At 36.4% G+C, this 26,893-nt stretch carries 22 protein-coding genes and 1 pseudogene; 21 read left to right on the plus strand and 2 right to left on the minus strand.

All coding sequences use genetic code 11. The annotated features are described in order from the left end of the window. The first annotated feature begins 24 nt into the window (after window positions 1-24). The 12 genes and pseudogenes from DEAC_RS11665 to DEAC_RS22245 all read left to right on the plus strand — a co-directional run bounded on the left by DEAC_RS11665 (window position 25) and on the right by DEAC_RS22245 (window position 11,290). Window positions 25-420 (plus strand): MerR family transcriptional regulator, encoded by a 396-nt coding sequence (locus DEAC_RS11665; protein WP_047810231.1) that lies wholly within the window; start codon window positions 25-27, stop codon window positions 418-420. Between the two features lie 33 nt (window positions 421-453). Next, window positions 454-852, plus strand: a pseudogene (locus tag DEAC_RS11670) ((2Fe-2S)-binding protein); the annotation flags it as partial. 261 nt (window positions 853-1,113) lie between these two features. After that, complete coding sequence (locus DEAC_RS11675) at window positions 1,114-1,347, plus strand: CooT family nickel-binding protein (RefSeq protein WP_047810233.1); 234 nt, start codon at window positions 1,114-1,116, stop codon at window positions 1,345-1,347. Between the two features lie 14 nt (window positions 1,348-1,361). Then, entirely contained in the window at window positions 1,362-2,381 is a 1,020-nt protein-coding gene (locus DEAC_RS11680; protein ID WP_047810234.1) for a HoxN/HupN/NixA family nickel/cobalt transporter, read from the plus strand. Between the two features lie 1,812 nt (window positions 2,382-4,193). Beyond that, a complete protein-coding gene (locus tag DEAC_RS22230) occupies window positions 4,194-4,622 on the plus strand; it encodes an HTH domain-containing protein (RefSeq protein ID WP_053006401.1) in 429 nt (142 codons plus the stop codon). A gap of 369 nt (window positions 4,623-4,991) precedes the next feature. Then, window positions 4,992-5,327, plus strand: a complete 336-nt coding sequence (locus DEAC_RS11700) for a DUF6054 family protein (RefSeq protein ID WP_047810237.1) — start codon at window positions 4,992-4,994, stop codon at window positions 5,325-5,327. 682 nt (window positions 5,328-6,009) lie between these two features. After that, window positions 6,010-6,624 carry an SGNH/GDSL hydrolase family protein gene (locus DEAC_RS11705; RefSeq protein WP_047810238.1) on the plus strand — a complete coding sequence of 205 codons (615 nt, stop codon included), beginning with the start codon at window positions 6,010-6,012 and terminating at the stop codon, window positions 6,622-6,624. A gap of 295 nt (window positions 6,625-6,919) precedes the next feature. Continuing rightward, window positions 6,920-7,474, plus strand: coding sequence for a GNAT family N-acetyltransferase (locus DEAC_RS11710; protein ID WP_047810239.1), 555 nt, complete (start codon window positions 6,920-6,922; stop codon window positions 7,472-7,474). Between the two features lie 450 nt (window positions 7,475-7,924). Beyond that, window positions 7,925-8,899 carry an ABC-three component system protein gene (locus DEAC_RS22235; protein ID WP_053006402.1) on the plus strand — a complete coding sequence of 325 codons (975 nt, stop codon included), beginning with the start codon at window positions 7,925-7,927 and terminating at the stop codon, window positions 8,897-8,899. Further along, window positions 8,896-9,387 (plus strand): ABC-three component system middle component 2, encoded by a 492-nt coding sequence (locus DEAC_RS11725; protein ID WP_047810241.1) that lies wholly within the window; start codon window positions 8,896-8,898, stop codon window positions 9,385-9,387. Before DEAC_RS22235 ends, DEAC_RS11725 begins: the two co-directional genes overlap by 4 nt. Before the next feature lie 2 nt (window positions 9,388-9,389). Next, entirely contained in the window at window positions 9,390-9,716 is a 327-nt protein-coding gene (locus DEAC_RS22240) for an AAA family ATPase (protein WP_053006403.1), read from the plus strand. Next, complete coding sequence (locus tag DEAC_RS22245) at window positions 9,674-11,290, plus strand: DNA recombination protein RecN (protein WP_152671393.1); 1,617 nt, start codon at window positions 9,674-9,676, stop codon at window positions 11,288-11,290. The genes DEAC_RS22240 and DEAC_RS22245 overlap by 43 nt, the downstream gene beginning before the upstream one ends. Window positions 11,291-11,910: 620 nt before the next feature. Here the strand turns inward: DEAC_RS22245 and DEAC_RS11740 are convergent. Then, on the minus strand, window positions 11,911-12,204 hold the full coding sequence (locus tag DEAC_RS11740) for a transposase (RefSeq protein WP_047810331.1): 294 nt from the start codon (window positions 12,202-12,204) through the stop codon (window positions 11,911-11,913). A 178-nt stretch (window positions 12,205-12,382) separates the two neighbouring features. On the opposite strand from DEAC_RS11740, the gene DEAC_RS11745 reads away from it, so the two are divergent. Both DEAC_RS11745 and DEAC_RS11750 read left to right on the plus strand, forming a co-directional pair. Further along, the gene (locus tag DEAC_RS11745) at window positions 12,383-13,774 is read left to right on the plus strand and encodes a hypothetical protein (protein ID WP_047810242.1); all 1,392 of its coding nucleotides are present in this window, start codon (window positions 12,383-12,385) and stop codon (window positions 13,772-13,774) included. A 673-nt stretch (window positions 13,775-14,447) separates the two neighbouring features. Then, complete coding sequence (locus tag DEAC_RS11750; protein WP_047810243.1) at window positions 14,448-15,848, plus strand: DNA integrity scanning protein DisA nucleotide-binding domain protein; 1,401 nt, start codon at window positions 14,448-14,450, stop codon at window positions 15,846-15,848. 679 nt (window positions 15,849-16,527) lie between these two features. Here the strand turns inward: DEAC_RS11750 and DEAC_RS23870 are convergent. Next, the gene (locus DEAC_RS23870; RefSeq protein ID WP_200903124.1) at window positions 16,528-17,358 is read right to left on the minus strand and encodes a restriction endonuclease subunit S; all 831 of its coding nucleotides are present in this window, start codon (window positions 17,356-17,358) and stop codon (window positions 16,528-16,530) included. Between the two features lie 110 nt (window positions 17,359-17,468). Between DEAC_RS23870 and DEAC_RS11760 the strand changes: the two genes are divergently transcribed. From DEAC_RS11760 to DEAC_RS11790, 7 genes are all read left to right on the plus strand, one after another. Further along, window positions 17,469-18,686 (plus strand): transposase, encoded by a 1,218-nt coding sequence (locus DEAC_RS11760; RefSeq protein ID WP_047810244.1) that lies wholly within the window; start codon window positions 17,469-17,471, stop codon window positions 18,684-18,686. Between the two features lie 952 nt (window positions 18,687-19,638). After that, a complete protein-coding gene (locus DEAC_RS11765) occupies window positions 19,639-20,250 on the plus strand; it encodes a Crp/Fnr family transcriptional regulator (RefSeq protein WP_047810245.1) in 612 nt (203 codons plus the stop codon). A 74-nt stretch (window positions 20,251-20,324) separates the two neighbouring features. Continuing rightward, entirely contained in the window at window positions 20,325-21,098 is a 774-nt protein-coding gene (locus DEAC_RS11770; RefSeq protein WP_047810246.1) for an SDR family NAD(P)-dependent oxidoreductase, read from the plus strand. 115 nt (window positions 21,099-21,213) lie between these two features. Next, entirely contained in the window at window positions 21,214-21,579 is a 366-nt protein-coding gene (locus DEAC_RS11775; protein ID WP_047810247.1) for a VOC family protein, read from the plus strand. Window positions 21,580-21,896: 317 nt separating this feature from the next. After that, window positions 21,897-23,516 carry a recombinase family protein gene (locus tag DEAC_RS11780; RefSeq protein WP_161796449.1) on the plus strand — a complete coding sequence of 540 codons (1,620 nt, stop codon included), beginning with the start codon at window positions 21,897-21,899 and terminating at the stop codon, window positions 23,514-23,516. Window positions 23,517-23,529: 13 nt separating this feature from the next. Beyond that, window positions 23,530-25,086 carry a recombinase family protein gene (locus tag DEAC_RS11785; protein WP_047810248.1) on the plus strand — a complete coding sequence of 519 codons (1,557 nt, stop codon included), beginning with the start codon at window positions 23,530-23,532 and terminating at the stop codon, window positions 25,084-25,086. Between the two features lie 105 nt (window positions 25,087-25,191). Further along, window positions 25,192-26,886: a DUF262 domain-containing protein gene (locus DEAC_RS11790; protein ID WP_047810249.1), complete on the plus strand. Its 1,695-nt coding sequence runs from the start codon at window positions 25,192-25,194 to the stop codon at window positions 26,884-26,886. Window positions 26,887-26,893: the final 7 nt, after the last annotated feature.

Consider the following 26,893-nt stretch of genomic DNA (forward strand, 5'->3'; position numbering starts at 1 on the left):
ATAATAGTCCTAGGGAGGTGACCAATGAAGGGCTTGAAAATAGGTCAAGTGGCAAAAGAAGCCTGTGTCAATATAGAAACGATTAGATACTATGAAAGATTAAAATTAATTTCTGAACCGGAACGAACAGAATCCGGTTATCGGTTTTTTTCTCCTGAGGTAGTTCAGCGAATTAGGTTCATTAAACGCTCGAAGGATTTGGGTTTTACTCTTGCAGAAATTCAAAAATTACTTGCTTTGACTGAGAGCGTAGGAAACACATGTGATGAAGTTAAGGAATTTGCAACCCTGAAACTGAATGAGATAGAGCTTAAAATACGGGACTTGCAAAAAATCCAAAGCGTTATGCAAGACTTGTTGGGCAAATGCGCCGAAGGACAAAACAGTGTTTGTCCAATCATAAAAAGGTTACAGGAATAAGTGACTAATTCCTGGGTTAAAAGGAGTGTTATCATGCTAATTGGGCTATCAAATAATTCAAAAGTTATTCCCTCATGTCCTGTTTGTGGCGGGATCGGCCAAAAAGTGCGTCAAGTAACAGTTGAACATCAGGTAAAACCGGATGTAGAGGTTGAAGAAGAACAATTATTCCTGTGTAGAACCTCTGAATGTGAAGTTGCCTATTATTCTGAAGATGGAAAGAAAACAATTCTTCAAGATCAATTGATCAACAAGATCTGGTTTAAGAATGTCCCACCCCCGGTTCCCATTTGCTACTGTGCCAATGTTACCGAGGAGGAAATTCTGCATCATGTGGCAGTCGCACAATGTTGCTCTACGTTAGAAGATATAAAGAGACATACTGGGGCCAATACCGGATGTGAATGCGCCACGAAAAACCCTGCCGGTGCCTGATGTTCAGCTGTTGTGCAATCGGTGATTGCCAAAGGTCTTGAGATGAGAAGAACAATCTAAAGCTGTGTATTTTAAAAAATTAAGAAAATTGTTTTTTATTAAAGGTATTTTAAAATTAATGTCGAATATTTGAACATATAGAAATACGTAAAGGAATTTAAGGAAAATTTAATTTTAAATAACATTAGACCATGGAGGTCAGCCTGGGTAAAACAGGAACGATTCTCCACGGTCTTTTTACGTTAGGAGGGAAAAAGGATGTGTGAAACCAATGTCTATATCAGAACAGGGGACGACCAAGAAGAATTGTTTCTTGAACAAGTCGACATAATTGAACCTTCTGAAGCAGGGCTACGGTTAGTCGATATCTTTGGCAAGCAAAGATTTATTAACGCAAGAATTAAGGATATGAATCTACTTAACCACCGAATTGTTTTGGAGAAATTACAGACCATCGCTGCTAAAAAGTGTATAAATGGTTCAAAGGTTTGAGGGGGAGTAAGTATATGAAAAATACAACTGCAACAACTGTCATTAACCGTCCAAAATGGCTACGTTACGGTGGAGCTGTTCTTGGAATACACCTTTTAGGCCTGTCTCTTTTATTCCCGGCAATAAGAGACTATCCGCAATTGATAGGGATTGCCTTGTTAGCTTATACATTAGGATTACGTCATGCTTTTGATGCTGACCATATAGCGGCTATTGATAACACTGTGCGAAAAATGATGCAGCAGAAGCAAGAACCAACGGGGGTAGGCTTCTTTTTCTCGATCGGTCACTCTTCAGTCGTTTTTATAATGGCATTGGTGACTGCTTTTTCAATGGCTTGGGCCAAGGACAATATCCCACAGCTTCAAACCATTGGTGGCCTAATTGGAACAGCAGTCTCAGGAGGGTTCCTTCTATTGATTGGACTATTTAACCTATATATCTGGTTTGATATTTATCGATTGTTCATAAAAATGCATAGAGGGGAAATGGATGAAGGGAATTTGGAGCAACTCCTTTTAAACCGTGGCTTTATATCTCGGTTTTTTGGACCTCTGTACCGATTTATTAGTAAAAGTTGGCATGTATATCCGCTTGGATTTCTCTTTGGCTTAGGATTTGATACAGCATCGGAAGTAGCTTTGCTGGCCATTTCTGCTAATGCCGCTAGTCAAGCAATGCCTTTCACCACGATTTTATCGTTACCGATTTTATTTGCTGCCGGCATGAGCCTAATGGATACCGTCGACGGGGTTTTTATGACGACTGCCTATAACTGGGCCTTCTCTACACCGCTTAGAAAGGTTTATTACAATTTATCTGTGACCGGTATATCGGTTGTAGCTGCCTTGCTTATTGGGTTAATCGAATTAGCCCAAATTATGATTCCGAAACTAGGACTTACAGGTGGAATCTGGAGATGGATACAGAATCTTAATTTTGGTGGGATTGGTTATATACTGGTTGGGCTTTTCGTATTAGCGTGGGGAGTCTCGTTCCTATTTTGGAAGGTATTAAGGTTGGAGAATGCCTAAAAGAGCACTGATTTTAAAGGAGCTTCGGTTTGTGACGGATTAGGCGCGGAAGAAAATATCTTTGCTTATCAAATATACATTGGCTGTTAACTACTTTCGAAGACGTCGTTATAGGACTTCATGTGTTTTCAAAGCCGACAAATCGCACACCCGAGGCACGTCGAGACCGTGTCGGTTCTGAAAACACTAACATTTTGAAAGTCGCTTGTAGCAAGGGTTTCGTGGATGGGATATTTTTGAAATAGGCCAAAAATGTTAAGAATGTGTTAAGGGTGCGTTCATGGGAACATGTTAGAAGTAAAAATAGAGTTAACTTAGTAAAATATTCCAATAAAAGCTGGGCACATCTTTGAAATGGCAAATCCCTCTTCACAATAGTGGAAAGGGATTTTCGTGTTTTATTACAAATTTCCCCTTACTTCTCAGGGGAGGTGTGAGATATTTAGATTGCTTGTATTAAAGAGAAGAAATGATCTAAGGGGTATAGAAAATTGGTTAAGACAACTAACGCAATAAGAGATTTTGTTTCATCGTTGTTTTTAGTTATTATATGTACATCCTTACTATCACCATTTATTTTGGTCTCGTATACATTAATTAAGTTTATTTCCGGGTTATTATTTAAAAATATTTTAGCTGCAAATTATATTTCTTTATTAATTTCTTTGATCATTTTTGCGAATATACCCAATAACACCATTGGTAAATTATCACCGATAATTGAACGGTACGTAGAAACCAATTCCAGTTACTATTCGCCTAAGCATAAAGGTTCTGTTACTATTCTTCTTATGATTTTATTCAAGGTAGCACGTTTAAAATCACGCTTAAAGATAAGTATCTATGCTATTTCTCTTATTTTGGTTTTGATCACGAATCTTCAAGAATGTGGCGTGTATTTAATATCAAGAAGGAGTGAAATGAATGGTTCTAAATAATATAAAAGCTTTTTTACTGCATTTAGGCTTAGACGTCATGGTACTGTTCTTTTTTTCCCCTATAATGGGCAAGTTTTTTTCTTCGTCCACAGTGGTACCAAGATTATTTGGGCTATTATCCGTAGTGTTATGTATTTGCCTAGGATTGTTATTAACTCCAAAAGGTACAAAATATAAGAACTTTTTATCCTGTATATTACCAGCTATTATTGGGTTTTTGGTATGGCTTTATTGTTATGTCAATTGGCCGGACAGTTTTAATAGCAACGATCCATCAGGATGGCGACTGGTGTATGCTTACTACACATGTGACTCAAATTGGATGGTTGGTTTCTTGGACAATACCGGCCGCCTATTTTATAATGCAAACTTAGCACCCCTTTTCTCATTTATACCGTCTTTCTTGTTATTTATTGGTTTAGAATTAAAGGCTAGAATTATCAAAAGGTGATGTAATTTATGATAATTCGGTTGTCTACTTTACGGAACCTTTTTTATAAGACTCTAATCGCACGGATCTTCGCTATGACCCATTTTCCGAACTTCGCCAAAGGCTAATAATGTGGATCGCCGATAAATCTGCGTTAAGGCGTAAAAAAGAATATAGTGCATTAAGATCACCCCTAGCCTTTGTATCCAGCATTATCAACCTGGGTACTACAAATCTTTCTCGCCACCATTACTTAGCTAACCCTCAACCCCAAATACCCGCAATGAAAAAAACCCCCAGCCCCCCGTCAACCACCGAACTCCTTAAATCCCGCAGGATGGGATGTGGTTGCCTGGTGGATACTGGGGAAGGTGGAGGGGCAGTCTGATTAGGCGGTATTGCTCGTTTGTAGGATTTAAGTTTGAAATTTCGAGAGGTGAAAAAATGTCAGAGATGATTAAGCTTAAGAATAATATAGGGTTTAATGAATTAGAAGAAAAATTGAGAACATTGACGGACGATTTCGGAATGAGCACAGAATGCCTATCGAATTTGTTGGGAGTAAAAAATGATGGACATAAGTTTGAAATACCAACAGGCTATGAATTGCATTCTTTTCTGTTCTCACTGCTAATGTTAGACAATATTGTAAATGAAGAACCAGATTTTAAATTCAAAGCATTTTTAGAAGTGCTTATTGAAGTGCATAAGATAAGTGCTAATACTATTGCAAGATTTGCTAAAATTAAAGAGCAGGATGTTCTAGATTTTATTAATGACACTAACACAGTACCAATTGAGATAAAGTATAGACTTGCATCTGTCATTATGACATTAAGATTTATATTCAAAGCAGTTGAGCCAAAAATATAAATTCAGGGAGAGATACTGCTCAATATTCTGATGTTATGCATTAGAATGGAACTCCAGTCCTGTTCCGAACAGTGCAACCCGCCAAGCTGGTGTTCAAGTTATAGGATAAATACCCCCCACCCATGAAAAACCAAATAATCTAAACGGCTTTGCGGGAATGTAATCCAGGGCGTGTTGCTCTGGATTTATACAATTTGTCGAGGTACGGTGGTATAATTAGGAAAGAAGAGCGGTTAGAACTGGCCCGTACACCAATTCCGTCAGTTGGCGGACAGCTCAACGTGGCAATGTTCCGGACAATATGATCGATAGTTATTTGGAGGGAAAGCTGGATGGGTATAGCGGCTCAATATGAGGGATGGGATAATAATGGCTAAGTATGAAAAAACGATTACTGGTCAATTTGAGGAAGTGGTTAACCATTTGCAAGAGGATATTGGAAATAGTGGATTAACTATGAATTTAGTCGATGAGAGCAATTACATTTCTGGAAATACAAATATAGCCGTTCGGGTTTACGATAAATATTTTATGAGAAATGGAAACAGAGCGAGTTTAAGCCTCACCGTAGTGGGACATGGCGATAATATTTTTATTTCTGCGATTGGTGCTGGTGGAGGGAAAGGTGTTCTTTTTAACTTCAGTCTAGGTGCGGAAGAAGATATGGTGGCCATAGTGCAAGAGAGCATTGAACGAATGGAATAATTTCTTCTATATTTATAGAAGGCCATTTTCAATTCAGATCCTAGCCATTTAGCCGCACCCGCTACCCTCACCCCCAAATCCGCATAAACCCAGTCAACCCACCGAACTCATTCAATCCCGCAGGATGGGATGTGGTTGTCTGGGGGATATTGGGAATGTGGAGGGATATGGAGCGGGGAATTGGTCATATGAATACGGATGATTAACATTATCACTAATGTGGAGAGTGATTAGAAGATGAAGATACAATTAAAGATTGCCGTAATCGTCGTATTGGTAGTATCAACCTTGTTCGTTACTATTTGGATATATATTCAACCCCCGAAGATTGACAAAAATTCTGCAAATAAAATTAATGATTATATGCATGAACATAATATGCCAGCACCAACTAAGGAATAAATATTCTGGGTATTCTGGACACCTAATCAATAACAAATACATCGTATCTCGCCCCAGCTATAAATCCCAGCCTCAGTCAAACCACCGAACTCCTTCAATCCCGCAGGATGTGGATGGACTTGGATATTGAATATTTGGACTGGAAAGGTGGAGGAATGAGTTTATGGAGTGTTATGGTTACGAAGAGTATTTTAAAGGAAGATGAGATACGAAGGTCGGATTGGGGAAAAAGGCTAAACATAGAAACTAAGTTAATTGACTGAGTAGCAAGGTGAAATATATGGAAAAGAGAAGAGTATGTGTCCTTGGCGATAGCATCTCGATACACTACAGCCCATTTTTGGAAAAGATAATAAGCAGTAGGTTTAAGTATCAACAAAAGTGCCAGGTTATTGAAGCTCTCAAGGATTTGGATAAGCCAAATGGGGCTAATGCGGGTGACAGTAATATGGTCCTGGAGTATTTAAGAGATGAAGAGAAAAAAGGTGTATGTTACGACATATTGCTCGTGAATTGTGGTTTACATGATATAAGGGTAGATCGTAACACTAATCAAATTCAAACTGAGAAAGAGCATTATGAGGAGAATTTAAAACAAATTTGTGAAGTTGCCTTGAAAATGTCACAAAGAATGTTTTGGATTACGACTACCCCAGTTATTGATATAATCCATAACCGTAGATCTGAAGGATTTCTAAGGTATGGCAAAGATGTTGAACTCTATAACAATTTGGCACATAAAATAATGGACAATTATCAAATACCAATTATTGATTTATTTTCATTTACTAGCAGCCTAGGAAACAATATTTATTATGATCATGTACACTTTACAGAAGAAGTAAGGGCATTACAAGCAGCTTTTATTACTGGATGCTTATTTAGTATTGGATAAAACAGCTGATTACTTCTAGCCCACCCTCACCCCCAAATCCCCATATACCCCCAGTTCGCCAATCAAACCCACCGAACTCCTTCAATCCCGTAGGAGGGGATGAACTTAGCCAGTGGATAATAAAAGTCCTTGGCGAACAGGAAAGCCGTGAGGGATGCGTTGGGTGACAACTAACAGAGCGTTTTTGGACGCTCTGTTTACTTCTTTATTGAAGGAAACGGAGGATAATCGTGGAACTACTAAGAAGGATGGACACTAAAATTTGAGATAGCATAATAGAAGGTGATACATTATTTTGCTTAATCATATCGGTACACAAACCATCATAACACAAAGACTAATTCTCCGAAAATTTGAAATAGCTGACACCCAAAGCGTATTTGAAACATGGATGAGTGATCCAGAAGTTCAAAATAATTACGGTGAGAATGCGTGTGAAACCATTTCTGAAACTCAACAGATATTAGAAAAATGGATCAGCTCGTATGACAGTAACGAGTTTTACAGATGGTCAATAATTCTAAAAGAAACAAATAGAAATATAGGGCAAATTGCGTTCTATCTTATGGACAGTAAAAATCAGAGAGCCGATGTGGAATATTGCATAGGACAATCTTTCTGGGGTAATGGGTATGCGTCAGAAGCCTTAAAAGCCCTAATAGAATATGCTTTCAGAAATGTTGGTATCAATCGAGTACAGGCGTTTCATAGAAGCAAAAATATTTTATCGGGCAAAGTACTGCAAAAATCCGGGATGAAATACGAAGGGACTTTAAGGCAATATTTAATCCACAAAGATGAATTTGATGACTGCATTATGTATGCTATTATCAGGGATGATTGGTTGTAGTTGGAACCTACTCCCCGTATAGCAAATTACCTGCTGTTGCGCACCAGCTACCCCTAAACCCAAAATCCCCACCAATGTGATAAAATCCACAGCCACCAGTCAACCACCGGGCTCCTTCAATCCTGCAGGATGAGATGTGCTTACCTAGTGGATACCCTGGGGAAGGTGGGGATACGGGAAACCGGATCGGGTGGTGGTATAAACAACTTTATATCAGCTTATAAATTGCCGTGGCGCGATGGGCGCTTCGGCTCTTTTAATTTTGATGGTAAGATTTGCAGGGATTTAAGGGATTTTGTGGAATTAGAATCACAAGATGGTTCCTTATTTGATAAGTTAAAGAGCCGAAAGCAAAGCATATCCTGAAGAGGTACGATTCGGTTGCTTTTTTATTACTGATTTTGTGATGGACATCAACAAAATTACCCAGAATGCATGGGAGAGATTAGAGTGCAAAGAGATTTTAGGTACCTTCGTGACAAGTATGGTGAAGCTGGAGCAAGGGATATATTTGAAAAAATATGTATTAAACTATTTCAGTCAAAGTTTGAAAATACTTATGGTGTACGTGTTACTCAGGGTGATGGCGGCATAGATGTTTTCGTAGGAGATTTTGATGAAGAGATTAATGTTTATCAGTGTAAATATTTTATTGATGGAGTGGGAAATTCCCAGAAGGAACAAATAAGAGATTCTTTCAAAACTGTAGTAGAATCAGATGCTTATAAAGCTAAGTCTTGGTATTTATGTTTGCCTTGCATTCTTTCTGTGGAAGAGCAGAAGTGGTGGTCAACGTGGAAAACTCGTTCTTCAAGTTCTTTTGGTATTTCGATTATGCTATATGATGGAAGTTACTTAATTACTGAACTAATAAAGGCCGACTTGTACGACCGTGAGTTTGATGAAGATATCCGAAATATGCTAAAAGAAGTATTAGAATATATTAATTTTGAGAGACAGCGTATCTACGATGAAATTATATACTCCATCAATGATTTTGAAGACGTGGATTATGATGAGTGTATTTTTATTAAAAAAATTGAAAGTGCAAAAATCACGGACACAGGTAGCTGTAAGAATGAGTTTTTCAATGCTGAAATTTCGAAAAGCATCTTAGAAAGTAAGGGCGATGAGACGGAGCTAAGAGTTTATAGGCAGCTTAAGATGAAGATTCAAAGTATATGGAACACACAATATCGTTTATATGCAAACGAAAGTGATGGCAACAAATTACTTGCTCAGACTTACATGCGAATTGAGGATAGTGATACTACCACTCTTGAATCTTTGAATGAGATAAATCTACTGGCTAAAAAAGGAATCCTTCACCAACTAGCGGATGAATGTACCGTTGGTTGGATAAAGAACTATGGTAAGAAGCTGGAGGAGTATCTACTTCGTGAGAAGGAGGGTGAGCAACATTGAGTATTTTTTACAATGTCTCCTTAGATACTTTTATTATTGACTCGATCCGAATTCTTGTTCTTATCTTGGCTTTTGAAGATAAACACGGGTTTAAACTAACTGATAATAAAATTAAGCTCTATGATTACTATTTGAAATTCCCCGCAACCATGTTGAGTGGCGAAGATCTAAACTCAATCGTTAGACAAAATTTTGACGAATACTATGCTTTCTTTCATTGGAAACCAGACCTAATTCAATATAGGAAAGTAATAAATTATCTTGTGTCAAAAGACCTAATTGCTGTTGAAATAAAAGATAACGATAAATGCTACGCAATTACTAGTAGAGGGGTCGAACTAGTAAGTTCATTGAAAAGCAAATACAAGAACAGGTTGGTTAAATTTGCTACGCATGTTCAAAAGAAAATCTCAAAGATATCGGATAAAAAGATAGAAGAGGATATTCTTCAGAAAACAAATCTGCTCAAACGGGTACTGGAGGTGTAGCAATGAAACCCAGGTTCGTGTTATTGAAACTAACCCTTGTTGGTAATAGAAAGAATTACATAGTCAAATTTAAGGATGGGTTGAACTATATCTCGGGTCCAACTTCAACAGGAAAAACGTCCATTCTTGAAATGATTGATTATGCACTTGGTTCTAAGGGGCATAAAGATTATATTGAAATTGGCGCAAACTCTACTGATGTTGAGTTGGAATTAAAGATCGGTTTGGAGCAGTACAAAATAAGAAGAAAGCTCTTTAATTTTAAAGCACCAATTATCTTAGAACAATGGGATGGGGAAAAAATATTTACAGATTCTTCAATCGACTAGAGATCGATTCACCAAGCAATAACAATTCATTATCTGCTTTTTTAGTTGAGAAACTTGGTTTAGCTGACTTGAAAATAAGTAATCAAAGCTTTAGTTTTCGAGACTTATTTAAATATTCTTATTTAAAGCAAACTGAAATAGATAATGAAGACATAATGGATGAACAAGAATGGGCAAAGAACCTTAAGAGAAAGGCAACTTTTGAGATTATATTTAATATCTATGATGAACTGCTGGCAGGTTTAAAATCTAATTTGAAAGACAAGGAAGAGGAACTTAAAGAGTATAAAATAAAATTTATTGGGATTAAAGATTTTCTCACTAATACTGAAATTGTTGATATAGAAAAGTACCAGGAACAAAAGAAGAAAATGGAAACTGAATTGAATGAACAACGAAAGGTGCTCGCTAGTATAAAGGCCGATAAAGGTATTAAAACCAATTTATCATCGAGCCTACAAAGTAAAATTGTTAAGCTTAAAACAGAGTTAGGGTTATTAGGGGAAACAAAACACGATCAAAGGCAGTTCATTAGTAAGCTTCGACTTCTTGTTAATCAGTATCAAAGTGAAATTGATAAGAAGGAAATGGCACTTGAGGGCTACCAGGCTCTTAATAAATATGAATATATAGTTTGCCCAAACTGCCTGAAACCTGTTAATAGACCAGATTCTGTTGAGAGTTGTTGTCTTTGTGGTAGTGAAAAAGATGATTATGAAATTAGCGAGTTACTTGTTATTAAAAAAGAAGTAAGGTCACTGAAACTTAAAATAGCAGAACTTAGAAAGTTTATTAATACAGAAGAAATCAAGTACGATGAAATTCTAAAAAAAGAGAAACTTTTAAAACTGGAATTGCTAGATGCCGAACTCGAGATTCAGCACCTTTATAAGGATTACGTTAACCCGCATATCGAACAGATTGAGCAACTGAATTATGAGATTGGTAAAAAGAATCGGGTTCTCTTAGAGCTTGATCAAAGTTTATCGATGCTGGATGAGCTTCAACGGCTAGAACTGGTGATAAAAAGTAAAGAAGAATCGATCGCAAATCTTAAAGATAGGATTAAATCTACTGAATTAAATGCGATAGATAAGCAGGATGTAATTAGACAGTTATCAAATAAATTTTATGATATCTTAAGTGCTTTCAACTTCCCAAAACTTGATACAGCGTTTATTGAGGGAAAAACCTATTTGCCCTATGTGCGAAATCGTTTATACCGAAGTTTGGGTAGTCTAGCTGGTGTTACATTAATAACCATGGCATATTATTTGGCGATCCTACTAGAAGCTTGTGTTGAAAATCGTAATCATCTTAATCTGCTGATAATTGATTCACCAAGAAAAAACCTTGGAGCTAAAGCTGAACAAGAGGAATTTAAAGATGAAGAGATATTTAACTCAATAATAAGATATTTTGTTACACTAGAGGAAACTCTAGGGGACAAGATACAACTAATTGTGGTAAATAATGGTTACCCTGATTTCTTACTTAAGAAGTTTATTATAGAAGAATTTGATGGTGATGGGAAAAAGGGATTACCTTATGGTTTGATTGACGATGCAATATAAATCCAACGAATTTGGAAGTTATATTACTAAAACATGTTGGTTAATAGTATGGGGGTTGTTGATTTCTGGAAAATTTAAAATAGTAAATTTATGTTAGGGTTAATGTGTCAGAGGTAAAGACTGAAAGGCTATCCTAGAATGTAAAAATAGAGGTAGGGGTAAAAATAGTGCTAGCAAGGAAAATTCGTAATAATGTTGATGGCTAATAAACGTACTGATTAAGTCAGACCTCCAATGCTAGGGGAAAACTTAATAATCCCCACCTGCGATAGCGGGGTTAAAACCCAAATATTTAAACGGCTTTGCGAATCCAGGGCGTGTTGCTCTGGATTTTTACTTATATAGGTAAATAAGGGAGACCTTGAACAACAATTCAACAATTTGCTTAGGCACGGTGGGAAAATTTGGAATAAACGGGAGGTATTGAGCGGTTTGGTGTTGTTAGCGGAGTAACAGGCCGGACCCCAATCCCCTCAGTCAGCGAACAACTTAACGCAGCAATATGATGGCGGGGGGATGGTATTTAGTTACGATGGGTGCAGGGTTGGTAAGGAGAAGTAGAAGAGACCAGGGCTAGATCCATCCCCAACTTGAAGCGGTGTTGTAGATAAATTCGTATTTTACTTCCTGTTCTTTACGAAGTATGCTGTGGCTTTTTTTAGGATTTCAACCTCTTCTTCAAGTTCTTTGATACGTCGCTGAGCTTTCTTTAACTCGGCTTCATCTGGCTTCATGTTTCCTGAACCAGGAAAAGTGTTATCGGGATCGGTCTTAAATTGCTCTGCCCACTTGTAGATTGTATTAACGTGTAATCCCAGTTCTTTGGATAAACTGGAGGCTGTTCTTCGACCATCCAAATAGATTTGAGCGATCTCTTTTTTAAATTCCGAATCATAATTCTTTTTTTTTTTCATCATGACCATATTATACTAGTCATTCTTGGTGTCCATAAAAGCCATTACAGCGCATTGTATATAAAAGTAATTAATGTATGTTATTAATTACATTCCTATGATAATATATTTAATGAAAATTATTACAAATATTAAAAGGTAAAATCGGATATTTGGATTCTCATAGGCGGTGTTAATTTTGTATCAAACAGTTAGGAAATGGCTTAAAAATAACTTCTTACGGGTTAAAAAATGGGCTTATAGAATTCTCATTATTATTGCAGTTATAGTTTCAAATACTATATTGAATATCGGTTCAGTAAGGTATTATCCAGATTTATTAAATTTTATAATGCAACCTTTAGAAAACTTAAAATATGATATAGATAATTACAGGTATACATTAAGTACAATAATCCAAGGTATTTCTACCATATATGCTTTAGTTATTAGTAGTTCTCTAATATTCATGCAGATGTATCGAGATAATACTTCCATTAAAAGTTATGAATTATTTCCTAAAAAGAAGTTATATTGTTTTATGATTTTCACTCCAGTTATTATATGTGTAGATATATTTTTACTGATGACATTACCACATGAAATCGCCGGATATTATAATATTCTAAATTTAATGATTATTTTTAATGCAATTGTTTTTATTTTCACAGGATTATTCATTATCTCCTTCATAAACTGGTTAAATCCAGAGCGATTAATAAAGGATATCCTTATCAAGGCACAAAAAACCAAAAACATAGAAGAATTAAGAAAGCTAATAACAAGTCTTACTGAAATAATTATTAGTTCCTTAAAAGCAGGGGCTATTAATATTGCCATGTATGCTTTACAAGAGACGTATCCTATTTTAATTGATTTATCTAATAAAAACGGTTTAAGATACGCTGGGAATAAGGAAAGTGAATCTGATCATCCATTATGCATATTGGTCGATTCAATTTCAAAAATAATCTTAACAATTGGTGAAGAAATCAAAAATAATGATTATAATGAATTGATATTTCAGATAATAACAGATTCTTTTATATGTTATTATAATTCATCTAACTCATCGCTTCTCCAATGGAAACATCTCGGTGAAAGCATAAGAAAGTCAGTTAGTATTGTTTTGAAAGAATATATAGAAAGAAGGTTATATAAACAAGTTAAGAAATTCCTCAAGTCAATAATAGAACCATTGTTGAAATCAAGTTCTAAAAATGTAAATTTAACTTTATCTATAATTAACGATATATTACTTTTGATTTATGAAATCCCTAAAGCTGAATTTGTACTAATATTATTAAATCAATCTAAACTATCATTAAATGAAATCGAATATGAAAATAAATTCAATGATGAAAATGATGGTCAAATAAATTTCAATAACATTAAAAACATTATTGTTCCAGAGGTAATAGGTTTAATAGAGAGTCATCTTCAATTATTTGAAAACGAGTCAAAAGATGAAATCGAGAAGATCAAAGATCTTATAAATGAGTTAAAATCGATGATAGATATGGATAGTAGGAGAAGACAGCAAGGGGAAACTTCTGGGCCTGAGGTCGATGTCAACCTGGGAGTAGGTTAATGACTAACGGCTATCGTACTAGCGAATTGAGATATTGAATAGTGGTGGCATTAAGACTGTGAAAGAAATTTTTGAAGCAAGTGACGAAAAATTCTATCATTGAGAGATATTGGGGATTGGTACCGTCAAGAGTTTTTCGCAAATCTTCTCAGCTTGGTATGATAAAATACTCCCATTGACCCATTAGCTGACTTGACATGGGGGTGAGGATGCTACCCTGAATCTCTTAGGGATGGGGCTTACCCAATAGGAATACTTCCTATGAGCCACAGCCCTCGACCCATCGAAGCATCCGAGCAGGGTCCAATGTCAAGTTTAGCCCTAGATAATCCCGTTTTCCTTCAATTCGAAATTTTTTATCTACTGCCCTCTCTTCCGAGACAGGTGTACTCAAATTCCGTGGCAACTGCTCAGATTATCCGAGATGACTGCACGCAGTCAGCGAAATATTCATATTTTTAAGAAATGTGCCTGTGGATAAGACCTGGAACCCGTATGAATAAAGGAACCTATATTTTTACAGGCGCCTAAACCGGGGGAAAAATGTCGAAGCCGAGCTATAATTACCGAAGGAATTATTAAGTTTTTGTGGAAAGATCTTAAGGGAAGAATTGCAGAAATGGGTCGCTATGAGGACTTTATTGGCGAAAAACTAAAACGGAAGTGAAGAGAAATGTTTGCTTTTGATTCTGAAATTATCGAACGAAGAAACAGGCAGCATACTGAAATCAAGGAAAAAATCCAAAAAGAATTTAAAAAAATATCCAAGGATAATCTGTTTAGTAAATCAATTTTAGGAATTTATACGATTGATATTTACCTTTATCAAGACAAAGGTTCAGAACCTGAATTTTATATTTACCCCGAACATGATTTGTCACCAAAAGTAGATAATAAAATCTTGAATAGATTAAATACACAATTCATTCATGACATTAAAGACGAAAGGATTACATTGGAAATTTCAAGTTTAATAACAAATACTTTTAAGGATCTTGGCCCAACTTCAGAGTATTGGTGTAGTAATTCGGAAATATATACGGATATGCTAAAAATCAAAGATCTTTTGCACTCACATTATCATTTTGCGTTAATTGAATTTAATAAAAATAAATACAAAGACAATTTGTTTTTTAATGGTAAAATTCATCCATTTATAGAATGTATTAAGTACAAGTGGATACATAATTGGCAAGAAAATAATTATGATGAGATTTTTCGCCGTTCAGCTAGAAATGCTAATAATTTCTTATACGCTTGCTTTGATCATATAAATATAATATCTACTTTTAAATATGAAGGTTCATTTAATTGTGGTAAATTGCTATTTATCAAAGAAAATATTGAAGATACTCTAAAACCAGACAAAAATGATGAAATGTTTGAACTAATAAAACCTGTAAAGCTAAATGACTATAAAAATATCAGGAAACTTTTACAAATGTGCAAACAAGATTACTTTTTAGTCCTTGATGAAAATTATGAAGCACATTATTTTTGTAAGATACCAGTACTTCAAGATGAACATATTTCAGTTGAGTTTTCGAGTTACTTTAGTTGGAGGGTTCTAATAGGCGGAAAAGAGTTAATTTCATGTTCAAATATGCAAGCATTTTTACCTAGCAGGAATGAAAATGATAATGACTTACTACAAAAAATAGAGTCTACGTTTGTAAATGAACAAGTAGATACAAGTTTAATTATGGAAATGGTAAATAATATTAAACAACAAAAGAAGGGTTCCATGCTGGTTGTGGCAAACAATGCAAAAGAGGAGGCTAACCGTTTAAGCACGTCGGCAATAACTATTAGACCGCAAAGGATGAATGCAGCATTAGTTAATTGTATCTCCGAAATTGATGGAGCAATACTTACTAATTCTAATGGAGAGTGTTATGCCATTGGTGTTATTTTAGATGGCCAGGCAAGTGAAAAAGGTGATCCTGCAAGGGGAGCTAGATACAACTCAGCTTTACGTTATGCACATTTACAAAGGAGCAAGCATGAAAAGTGCCTTATATTTGTTATTTCTGAGGATAAATATTTCGATGTTATATCTTCTACAGATTTATAAGTCTGTGAGTGTCAAGGAGTTGTAATTTTGCTGAGGTATTTTGTAGCTCAACAAGAAAATCAACTGTCACAAATATATCTGAAGAATTGTCTACTGTATTCCGTCAAATCCCACCGGAGCGTTTTATGCGTTTGCGGTGTGGTGGATAACTGTGTGGGCTACGTTCTAAATTAACCATAACTTTCCTAATGTTTTTTAAACCTAACTTGGTTATAATGAACTTCCTTAAACCTGCGAAGATTTGATTTTTATATGAAATTTCGGGAATTTGATAAACTTACTGATTATGTCAGGCCTCCAAGCAAGGGGAAGACTAAAGGTAGATGAAAATGCCCACCTGTGAGAGCAGGGTTAGAACCAAATAATCTAAACGGCTTTGCAGGAATGTAATCCAGGGCGTGTTGCTCTGGATTTTTACTTATAGCGCGTCGCACACCGATTAACTAGAGGGGTGTGTAGGCCCACTCGTCTCCGATACAAGATCGATACGCCAACCATCGTACGACGGTTTAAGGATAAAAGATGTTGGGTGTCTATTCGAGAAAAAAGACTTCGACACAGCAGAAAGCCCGATATTACGGGACCTTTTCGGCACTGTACCAAAGCCTTTTGTGTTTAGTTGGTATTTAAATTTGTAGAACGATGCGAAACAACACACCACGCTGTACAACAATGGATTTCACTTCAGTTTCTCACACAAAGGGAGAATTTCTTCCAGCTTGGCAACAATACGTTTTTGCTCAGCGAGGGGCGGGAGCGGGACAGGTAGCATGCGGATTGCCTTCAATGACACGTTCTTTATCGTTGTCTGGGTTGCTTTGCTTACTGCATAGTCAAGGAAAAACTGACTACTTAATAGAATGTGAATATATTCCTTGTACATGAGCTTAATTAAAGCTATGTAGCAAGCACTTTTCCCAAGAATCACTGGTTCGTCATTATAATACGCAATGTTACCTATGGTACCGTTAATTGAGATCAAAACGGTTGTGAGCGTCAGAGGTTTTCTATATTTCTCATACTCGTCAAACCCAACTCTTTGAGTGTCAGCTTTTAAAATAATTTTTCCGTTATCGAGATTGTTGCCGTTAATAAAATAGTAATTTCCAGTGGAATCAAAATTCGGGGTTCCATGAATACCATCACCAATATTCTCCGTGAGATCCTTCAATCGCACCCAAATCCAGGTATCGGGAATATCAAACAATTTTTCGTCCTCTGCTATCTCCGGCAGAGCATTTTCTTTTTTAATTGTTCCAGCTTTGATGAGCCGCTGTTTTTCGGCTCGAATCTGCTGATACAGTTCCTCGCCTGTGCCTTCCTCGGGGCGCTGCTCGATCAGCTTTCCTTGAATTGCCATTTGTAGGATGGATTTCTTCATATCGGTCGGGAAACGCTTGTTGAAGTCCTCAAGCTTGCTCCACGCTTTTTCATAGCGGTCAATGTATGGCAACAGCTCTTCGATTTTAGCAACAATGCGCATCTGTTCCAGCAGTTTAGCCTCTAGCACAATTAAACCATTGATCTCACTGGTAATATTACAGATTTCAGAAGTGTATCAAATTCGGACTTTTTCTCTCTCTTGCTTCCTGCTAAAATCAGATTGGAAGAGAGGATGAAATGCGAAAGAACTACTTTGTAAAATTGGTAAACTACATGAAGAATGTTTATCAGATTGATCGTGGTCTGAATAAACTGTCTGACGGAAGAGTTAACCCGACTTACAGCACGGGTCAAGTAATTTCACCTGTACTTTTTGGCTTCTTACTTAGGATAAAAAGCTTTAATGAACTAAATTTCATGATAAAGAATCATGAGTTTAGTAAACTGTTTCCCCGAGGAACTAAGCTGCCGCAAATTGATGCCATTAGAGATACGCTGAAGGTCCTAGACCTCGAAGGGCTAAAACAAGTTAATCAAAACGTCGTAAAAACAGCCGTTGAGAATAAAGTTTTCGACAATGGAACGATTGATGGAAATACCGTGGTCGCAATCGATGGCACAAAATTCTTCGGTAGTAATAAGAAAAACTGTCCAGAATGCTTGAAAAATACCAAAGGCAATAAGATCCATAGTTTCCATAGTGGCGCTGTCATATCAATAGTAGGTAAAGGTCCCAAACTGGTGATTGGCTTTGAAATGTACAGGCCCGGAGAAGATTCTGAATCAAAGGATGAGGGTGAGCTGAACGTTGCGAAAAGGCTGCTTTCAAGCACCATGAAGAGCCATAAGAACTTAATGGATGTTGTTGTTTATGATGCTCTCGCCTGTAATTCCGTTTGGATTAACCACTGTAGAAATCTTGGTATCGATACCATTGTCAGGGCAAAAAACAATCATAATAATAGTTTGCGGTTCGTCAAAAAGAAGACGAACAAGTTAGACTCAGTCGATGTTTGGGAAGATGAAAGAGGATTTGAGAAAGTTGAAGTTTATGAGTCAATATTTACGATGGACAATGTTAAGCAACCGTTACGTTTTGTAAAATTTGCAATGAAACATAAGGACAAGAAGCGCACACAGATTAAGATCGTAACGACATGTAAGGATATGGCGCTTAAGACCTTGTTCAAAATAATTAGAGCACGTTGGGATATAGAGAACTCAATCTTTAACAACCTGAAAAGTGAATGTGGTTTAGAGCATTGTTTTGTGCACGGTGGGAATGCCGTAGAAGCAGTGCTCAATTTGATCTTTATTGCATCGAATATTACACAGCTATTTTTGGTAAGGCGACTGAGAAACCAATTGACAACTCAACGAGAAATGGTAAGGCTTTTATTAAAAGGCCTATATCTAATGAAGTATAAAGAAGAACTGGTTTTTAGCAGCTCATAAAGATTAGGCAATTAAAAATGAAGTGTAATTTTGGGGTAAGGGGAGATGTATCCTCTGTATAGTTAAATTAAGTAAATAATGTAGATATAATACATACTAAGAGAATTCTTTAATTAAGAACGGTTGGAATCCTACAAAAGCTAAATTGCTGATAAATAATAGGATAAGGGATCACTTTTGGCAATGTATGATAACATCTTAGAAAAGCTTGTTTTAAAGGTCATAGGATCACCTCCTAATATTTGTTTTATGGTTACCGTAATATGGGATATTATACGGTTTAATTATTGTGGCGGCCTTTTAATTCAATTTAAATTATATGGCTTATTGATATAGAGAGTCCTCACAGGACGAACACCCAGTTTCATACCAGTAGTTTTCTAGATGTCAACATTCTAGAGAATCAAAGCAATATGGAGAATTTAGAAGATGATCGTTCGTCTAAGAAACGCTCAAAAGGCTAGAATAGAAAACGCCAAAATTGGCACTCATGCCTGAATTTGGCGTTTTTTGAGTAGTGGATGTACTTGAAACTTGTCATAGTAGCCATTATCGGACTCATCATAAGTGGTAAATATGGTCAATTTTTATAGAGTTAATGTAATATGGTACATGACAACTGATTACGTGTTCTGGCATTGCCTGTCAGAAGGAAATTAGGGTGAATATGGGGAATTAGGTTTGGTGAACTTAGCAATGTTGGTTATAGGACCTAAGGAGTAAACTTAAAGGTGAATTTCCTTGAAATAGCTGGTATAGCAATGGACCTGGACGAAGATATTATTGTAAGAACTAGGGAATCTGGATTTTCAATTGAGGTAATCATTCAATCCCTTCGATTACGCACAGATATATAGGGAAAATGCTAGATGACCTCGATGGCGTTTACTTGAATTTAAATTTATAAAATGTAATGTAAGATTATCACTATTTTAAGAACGGGGAGAATAATTTGATAGATTATGAAAAAAAAGCTTTGGAAGAATTCTTAAAAGAAAAGATTTTTTATAGTATTAACAATATTGATGAAAATATTTTGATAGAACTTTTGAATTTATTTGTTAAAAGGGAATATAGTCACAACGAAATGCTTGTCAAAGCCGGAGATAAATGGGATAAAGTTTTCTTTATCCATAAAGGTATTATTAGACTTTTTTATACGAATTTAGAAGGGCAGGATTATAATAAGGGTTTCTTCTGGGAGAACCAATTGTTATGGCCGATTGCTCCTTCGGCCCGTAAGAATAATAGTCTCTTCAACGTATCTGCTTTAGAAACTGTTACAGTATCAGTTTGCAATTTTTCATCTTTTTATTCCTGGTTAACTCGTCATGGTTATTGGGAAAAGTTTGCTTTACCTTATGTTGAATTATTTGTAGAGGATAAGTTCCGTAGAGAATATGAATTTCTTTCAAATTCGGCGACAGAGAGGTTTAGACATTTCTGCACTGAATATTCCGACCTTGTCGGAAGAATACCTGATTACCATCTGGCTTCGTATCTTGGCGTTACCAATGTTACCCTATCAAGAATAAAAAAATCCATTGATTTTAACCTATGTTAATGAGAGCTTTTTATCCGTATTTTATACTACCTACTAGAGAAGAAAATTTATGATAATTTTAGGAGGTAGGTAGTATGAATTTGTTAATCAACAAAACAGCTATTATAACAGGAGGAAGTGATGGAATTGGTTTTGCAACTGCTACAGCTTTTGCCGAGCAAGGAGCAAATCTGATTCTTATTGGAAGAGATAAAGAAAAATTGGGTCATAAGGAAAAATTATTAAAACAATATGATGTAACTGTTCACACTCTTGCGGCGGATATTAGTAACAAAGACTCTATCTCTGAGATTGTCGAACAAGTTCGTTCAAAAAATATTAAAATTAACATTATTGTAAATAATGCTGGTATCGCTCGGTTTATCCCTTTTTCGAGTACGGATATCCAGGCATTGGATTATCACCTAAATTTGAATGTGAAAGCTCCTTATTTACTGACGCAAGCTTTCCTACATGATCTAATTGATTCTCAGGGAAATGTGATTAATATTTCATCTTATTTTTCCAAAAGGATGCTGCCGGATAGACCATCGACAGCATATTCCATGACAAAAGGGGCTATAGAATCTTTCACCAAAGCCCTTGCATTTGAATTAGGCCCGCAGGGCGTTCGGGTTAATGCGATTGCACCCGGTACTGTTGCTACGCCTCAAGTTGAGAGTAATATGGAACGGCTCGATAATGAAGCAAAAAACCGTTTCAACGCAATGATTACCTCCATTTATCCGTTGCAAACAATCGGGGAGCCGAAAGACATAGCAGATATGGCAGTTTTTCTTGCATCAGAACAGGCAAAATGGATTACGGGAGGGATTTTTCCAGTTGACGGAGGTCTTACAACAAACTAAAAGCTGTTTCCGTCGTTGTTAGCCCAGAGTAGTTTGCTTTTTTAAGAATTTTTATAGCACTGGAAATGGAATATAGCAGTTAAATTAAATGAGATAAGCGGTAAGGAGTGGAATTATGAAATTTTGCTGGTGCACAATTGCGGTTCAGAATATGGAAGAATCGTTAAAGTTTTATCAAGAAATTGTAGAGCTTTCAATTAGCAGACGATTTACTGTGGAGCCAGGAGTCGAGATTTCTTTTTTAGGTGACGGAGAAACAAAAGTTGAACTTATTTGCGGTCCAAGCTATAAAGTAAAGAATGATAATATTGAGGGTATTTCTTTAGGTTTTGAAGTTAAAGCAGTTGATGAAAAGATTAAATTTATAAAAGAAAAAGGACTGGAAGTAGACAGTGGACCTTTTCAACCTAATCCCAATATCAAATTTTTCTATGTTAAGGACCCCAATGGTGTCAGTATACAGTTTGTAGAAAACATGTAACTTTAGCTAAGTACAAAGCACTTTCTGTTGAGGGTGTTTTTTATGTGAAACATGGCATAGTTGCATATAATAATGATGGATAATATCGGCTTATCTGCTGATACTATCCTTAAATTTCTTAACTTAATCTAAAAATTATCGGATTTAATATTAGACAAGCTTTGGTTTGCTAAAGACCCATTTAACAAAACTCTTATTAAATATTGACTTGCAATAGACACCATACAAGAGCTATCATGTCCTACACCGGATAACCATCGGGCGTAGGATATTTTTTTACTCCCAATATGTTCCCACAAGCCTTGCTAATGAAGGAGATGAGTAACATAAAGAAAATACGTACCATTGAGAAAGCGCCAGTCTTCAATGAGCCTTTCAAAAAGCTTAGAGTATGTGCTTACGTTCGTGTTTCAACCAATCAAGCCGAGCAGCAAGAAAGCTTTTTTGCTCAAGTCCAGCATTACACTTCTTATATAAATAGCAATCCAGAATGGACCTTTTCAAGCATTTATAGTGACCATGGTATATCCGGTAAGAACGCAGCAAGACGACCAGAGTTTATGAGGATGGTTCAGGATGCTGAGAATAAGAAGTTTGACCTGATTATTACTAAATCAATATCACGCTTCGCTAGGAATACAGCTGATTGTTTGGAAACTGTCCGTAAACTTAAACTTCTTGGGATTGCTGTCCAGTTTGAAAAGGAACAAATCAATACTTTAACAACCGAAAGCGAACTAATGCTTAGCATTCTGAGCTCAGTAGCCGAAGAAGAACTTGCCTCCATTTCCCAAAACATGCATTGGAGTAATCAACGCCGGTTTAAGAAAGGTAAGTTTTCAGTTAACACAAAACGCTTCCTTGGCTATGATAAAGACCGAGAGGGAGATCTAATAATAAACGAGGATCAAGCCGCCATTGTCAGGAGAATCTTTAAAAATTATCTTTCCGGTCTGGGTGCTTCCCGAATAGCTAAGGGACTTGAAGCTGATGAAATTAATAATATCTCCGGGAGGGTTAAATGGGCCGAATCAAGCATCCGCGATATTTTGAAAAATGAGAAGTATGCCGGAGACGCACGCCTGCAAAAAACCATAACAACGGCCCTATATAATAGGAAGAGAAATTCTGGCGAAGCCCCAATGTACTATGTGAAAGATAGTCACCCAGCTATTATTAGCCGAGAGGATTTTGAGAAAGTCCAGGAATTGATGAAGGCACGGGCCAAATCAAAAGGCAATATTGAGGGTAATCGAGAGAAATACACAAATCGATATGCTTTAACAGGAACTATTATCTGCAGCAATTGTGGAAATACATTTAAAAGGCATATAGATAATTGCGGGACGGTAGCGGAGTCAGTTTGCTGGATTTGCAGCACATATATAATAGGAAGGAAAAATTCTTGTGGGGTAGGGAGGATTAAGGAAGACACGATTAAAGGATTGTTTGTAAAGATTTTTAACCAGCTTTATAACCAACGAGCCAAGCTGCTAGGAGATTATAAGGCAAAGATGGAACGAGAAAAGTTAACTGAGTTAGATAATGAGCGCATCGCGAAGTTGGATGAGAAAATTGAGAAACTCATCAAACAAGAACGGGCGCTCTTTTTAATAGAAGAAAAAGGTTATGCAGACCACAATCTAGTTAAATCAGAACACGAAGAACTGGTTAAAACCTTAACCCAACTTCAAACAGAACGATCCGATTGGATGGCTGAAATCAACAAGAGAGATAACAGAGTAGCCAGAACTTTGGAGCTTGAAACCATACTAGAGGTACAGGGAAGGAACATCACAGAATTCAGCGATGACCTATACGGTAAGTTAGTCGAGAAAATAGTAGTCAAGGAACGAACCAAATTAATATTGCAATTAAAAAATGGCCTTGCTTTCGAGGAAACTTACACCTTGAAGCGAGGACACGATATTTTCTAAGGGGGCTTTTATAATGGCAACAGTAACAGTAATTCCGGCAAAACCAATGCAAGAGTTGAAAGGTTTAGAGGCTACAGCCAAACTTAGATTATGTGCTTATGCCCGGGTTTCAACTGATAACGAAGAGCAATTATCCAGCTATCAGGCGCAGGTCGAACATTATACTTCTTATATTCAGAACAATCCAGCTTGGGAATTCGTTGAAATTTTCTCTGACGAAGGAATCAGTGGCACGAATACTAAGAAACGAGAGGGTTTCAATCGCATGATTGACGAATGTATGGCCGGGAAGATTGATATGGTGATTACCAAATCCATCAGTCGATTCGCTCGGAATACTCTCGACACTTTGAAATATGTACGACAACTCAAGGAGAAGGGCGTTGCTATTTTCTTCGAAAAAGAGAGTGTCAATACGCTCGATAGTAAGGGAGAATTTCTGATTACTTTGCTCGGAAGCTTGGCCCAAGAAGAGAGTTCCAATTTGTCTCAGATAACTAAGATGGGTATAAGTTACAGATTTCAAGAAGGTAAGGTCTTGGTCAACCATAATAAATTCCTCGGGTACACCAAGGATGAACAGGGCCAGTTAATTATAGCACCCGAGGAAGCTGAGACAGTTCGCCGGATTTATCGAGAGTTTTTGGATGGCAAAAGCCCCTATAAAATAGCCAGTAATTTTCAAAAAAATGGAGTAATCACAGGTGCAGGCGGTACAAAGTGGTATGATAGCACGGTGATTGGTATATTGAAAAATGAAAAGTACATGGGCGATGCGCTGCTCCAAAAAACCTACACGGTCGATTTCTTGTCAAAGAAGCGTGTGAAAAATACTGGACATGCTGCCCAGTATTATGTCGAGGATAGCCATGAAGCTATTGTTTCTAAGGAAGAGTTTGCTGCGGTGCAGGCGGAATTTGAGAGGCGGGCAAATATGCGGGGGTATTCTAAGACAGGAAAGAGTTCTTTTACCAGCGAATACCCCTTCTCAGGTAAACTTTTTTGCCAAAACTGCGGATCAAAATTCAGTCGCCAAACATGGGGGAGTGGTAAAAATAAAAAGTACTTGTGGCGGTGTATTAACCGGGAAATCAATGGAGTGGAATCTTGTGGAATGAAATCAATTAGGGAGAAGGATTTAGAGAAAGCCTTCGTACGAGCAATGAACAAAGTCATTAGTGGGAAGGAGGCATTTTTGATTGAGGAAACCGGTGATTGTGTGGGTGGGACTGAGGAAATTGATGCCAAGTTGGAAGAACTCCAGCAAAAGTTGATGAGTGTGGTAAGAAATTTGGGAACCGATAATGAAGAATATGCAAGAGTGGTACACGAGATTGAAATTATGAGGGGTCGTAGGGTTGGCTTGAAGAATGCTGAAGCAGAGGGAGGATGGCGGAAGAGTAAGGTGGAGAAATTCAAGGATTATCTAGATGCTAGGAATGGCGAGCCACTGGATAAGTTTGATGGAGATTTGTTTAGAAGGTTGATTGAGAAGGTTAAGGTTTTGTCGATAGTCGAGGTGGTGTTTATGTTTAAAGTGGGTGTGGAGGTTAGAGAGGTATTGGAATAATAAATAGCTTTTAAAATTAAAGTGACAGAAGGAATTTGACAGAGGATATTATCACTTTTAGTAGAATTATATGTAAGTAATTGTTAGATAGAGGAGAGAACAATCGTGGTGAATGCAATTGAAGCAAAGGAAATTGTTCTAAAGGATCTTTTTGATTCAAAATTTTTGTTTAATATACCGGGATATCAGCGACCATTTTCTTGGGAAGAAGACAATTTTAATCAATTATTTGATGATTTATATGAAGCCCTGGAAAATGAAGAAGAGGCGTATTTTCTTGGGAGCATTATTATGCAGACGAAATCACTAGAATCAGACGATAGTGGTTTTTATGACGTTGTTGATGGACAACAAAGACTGACTACGTTAACAATTTTAATGGCAACGATGAGGGACCTATCAAGTTCTCAATCTGCTAAGCGTGTTCTTCATAGTAAAATTTATCAGGAGCCTAATGAATATGAAAACAAGTCGGAAAACGTTCGCTTAAAAGTACGTGATAAAGATAAACAGTTTTTTAAAGAGCATGTTTTAGAGATGGGTGGAACAAAGCGTTCAATAGAAGGAATTAAACTTACAGACTCTCAAAAAAAGGTTGTTAATGCAATTGAAGTATTTTCTAAAAAATTCCAGATTGATAAAGAGAATATTGACCAAGAATTATTAGATGAATTTATTAAGTTTTTACTCAATAAAACAGTTTTAGTTTATGTAAAGACTAGTGATTTGACGTCGGCATTTAGACTATTTTCTGTTCTAAATGCTAGAGGCTTGGAGTTAACAACGTCTGATTTACTTAAGAGTGAAAATCTTTCAGTTATCGTTGAACGGGAACGAGAATATTATCAGAGAGTCTGGGAGACTATCGAGGACGAACTTGGCCGTGATGAATTAGATAAATTGATTGGATTTATTAGAACGATTTTTATTAAAGAAAAGGCACGAAAATCAATATATGAAGAGTATATTGAAATGATATACAATAAAAATAGGAGTATTAAAGGAAAAGGATTTATCGAACATCTAAATCGTGTGGCTAATGTATACAAGGATAAAGTATTAAACGCGGAGATATGTCACCAGCAAGATAGTGTTATGTTTTTTAACCTTATGACTTTGATGCGTGATCATTTGAAAATTTCCGAATGGATTCCACCTTTCATTGCATTTGCATTAAAATTTCCTCAAGAAAACTATTTTCTTCCATTCTTAAAGCAACTTGAGAAAAAAGTTGTAACTAATTGGGTTAGAGGTCTAACACCAACTGAACGTATAGTTGAAATGAATAAAGCACTACAGATAATAGAACAAAATACAAATGCTGTTGAAATAATAAATCATCCAAATTTTAATGTAAAAAATATAAAAAAGGAATTGGAAGTTACATTTACAGATAATTACTTCTATCAAAGGAATTTTTGTAAATACATATTGCTTAGACTTGATATTTTTTTATCAGAAAACTCGAATATTAAGAAGTCATATGCAGGTACTATTAGTATTGAACATGTGCTTCCACAAAACCCCACTCAAGGAGGCGAGTGGGAGCACAAGTTTAATAGTGATCAACGTGAGGTATACACTAACAGAATTGGCAATTTAGTCTTACTAAGTAGAAAGAAAAACTCTTCTGCAAATAATAGACCTTTTAATGAAAAGAAGATATCGTATTATCAAAAAGGGATAACAGATTTTGATTTGACAAAAGAAATCCTAAGCTATAATGATTGGACCCCTTTGACTATTGATAAAAGACAAAATGAATGTATCCAACGCTTAAAATCGATTTGGGTTGACTAAGGTTTAA

This window comes from Desulfosporosinus acididurans, from assembly GCF_001029285.1.
GTDB lineage: Bacteria > Bacillota > Desulfitobacteriia > Desulfitobacteriales > Desulfitobacteriaceae > Desulfosporosinus > Desulfosporosinus acididurans.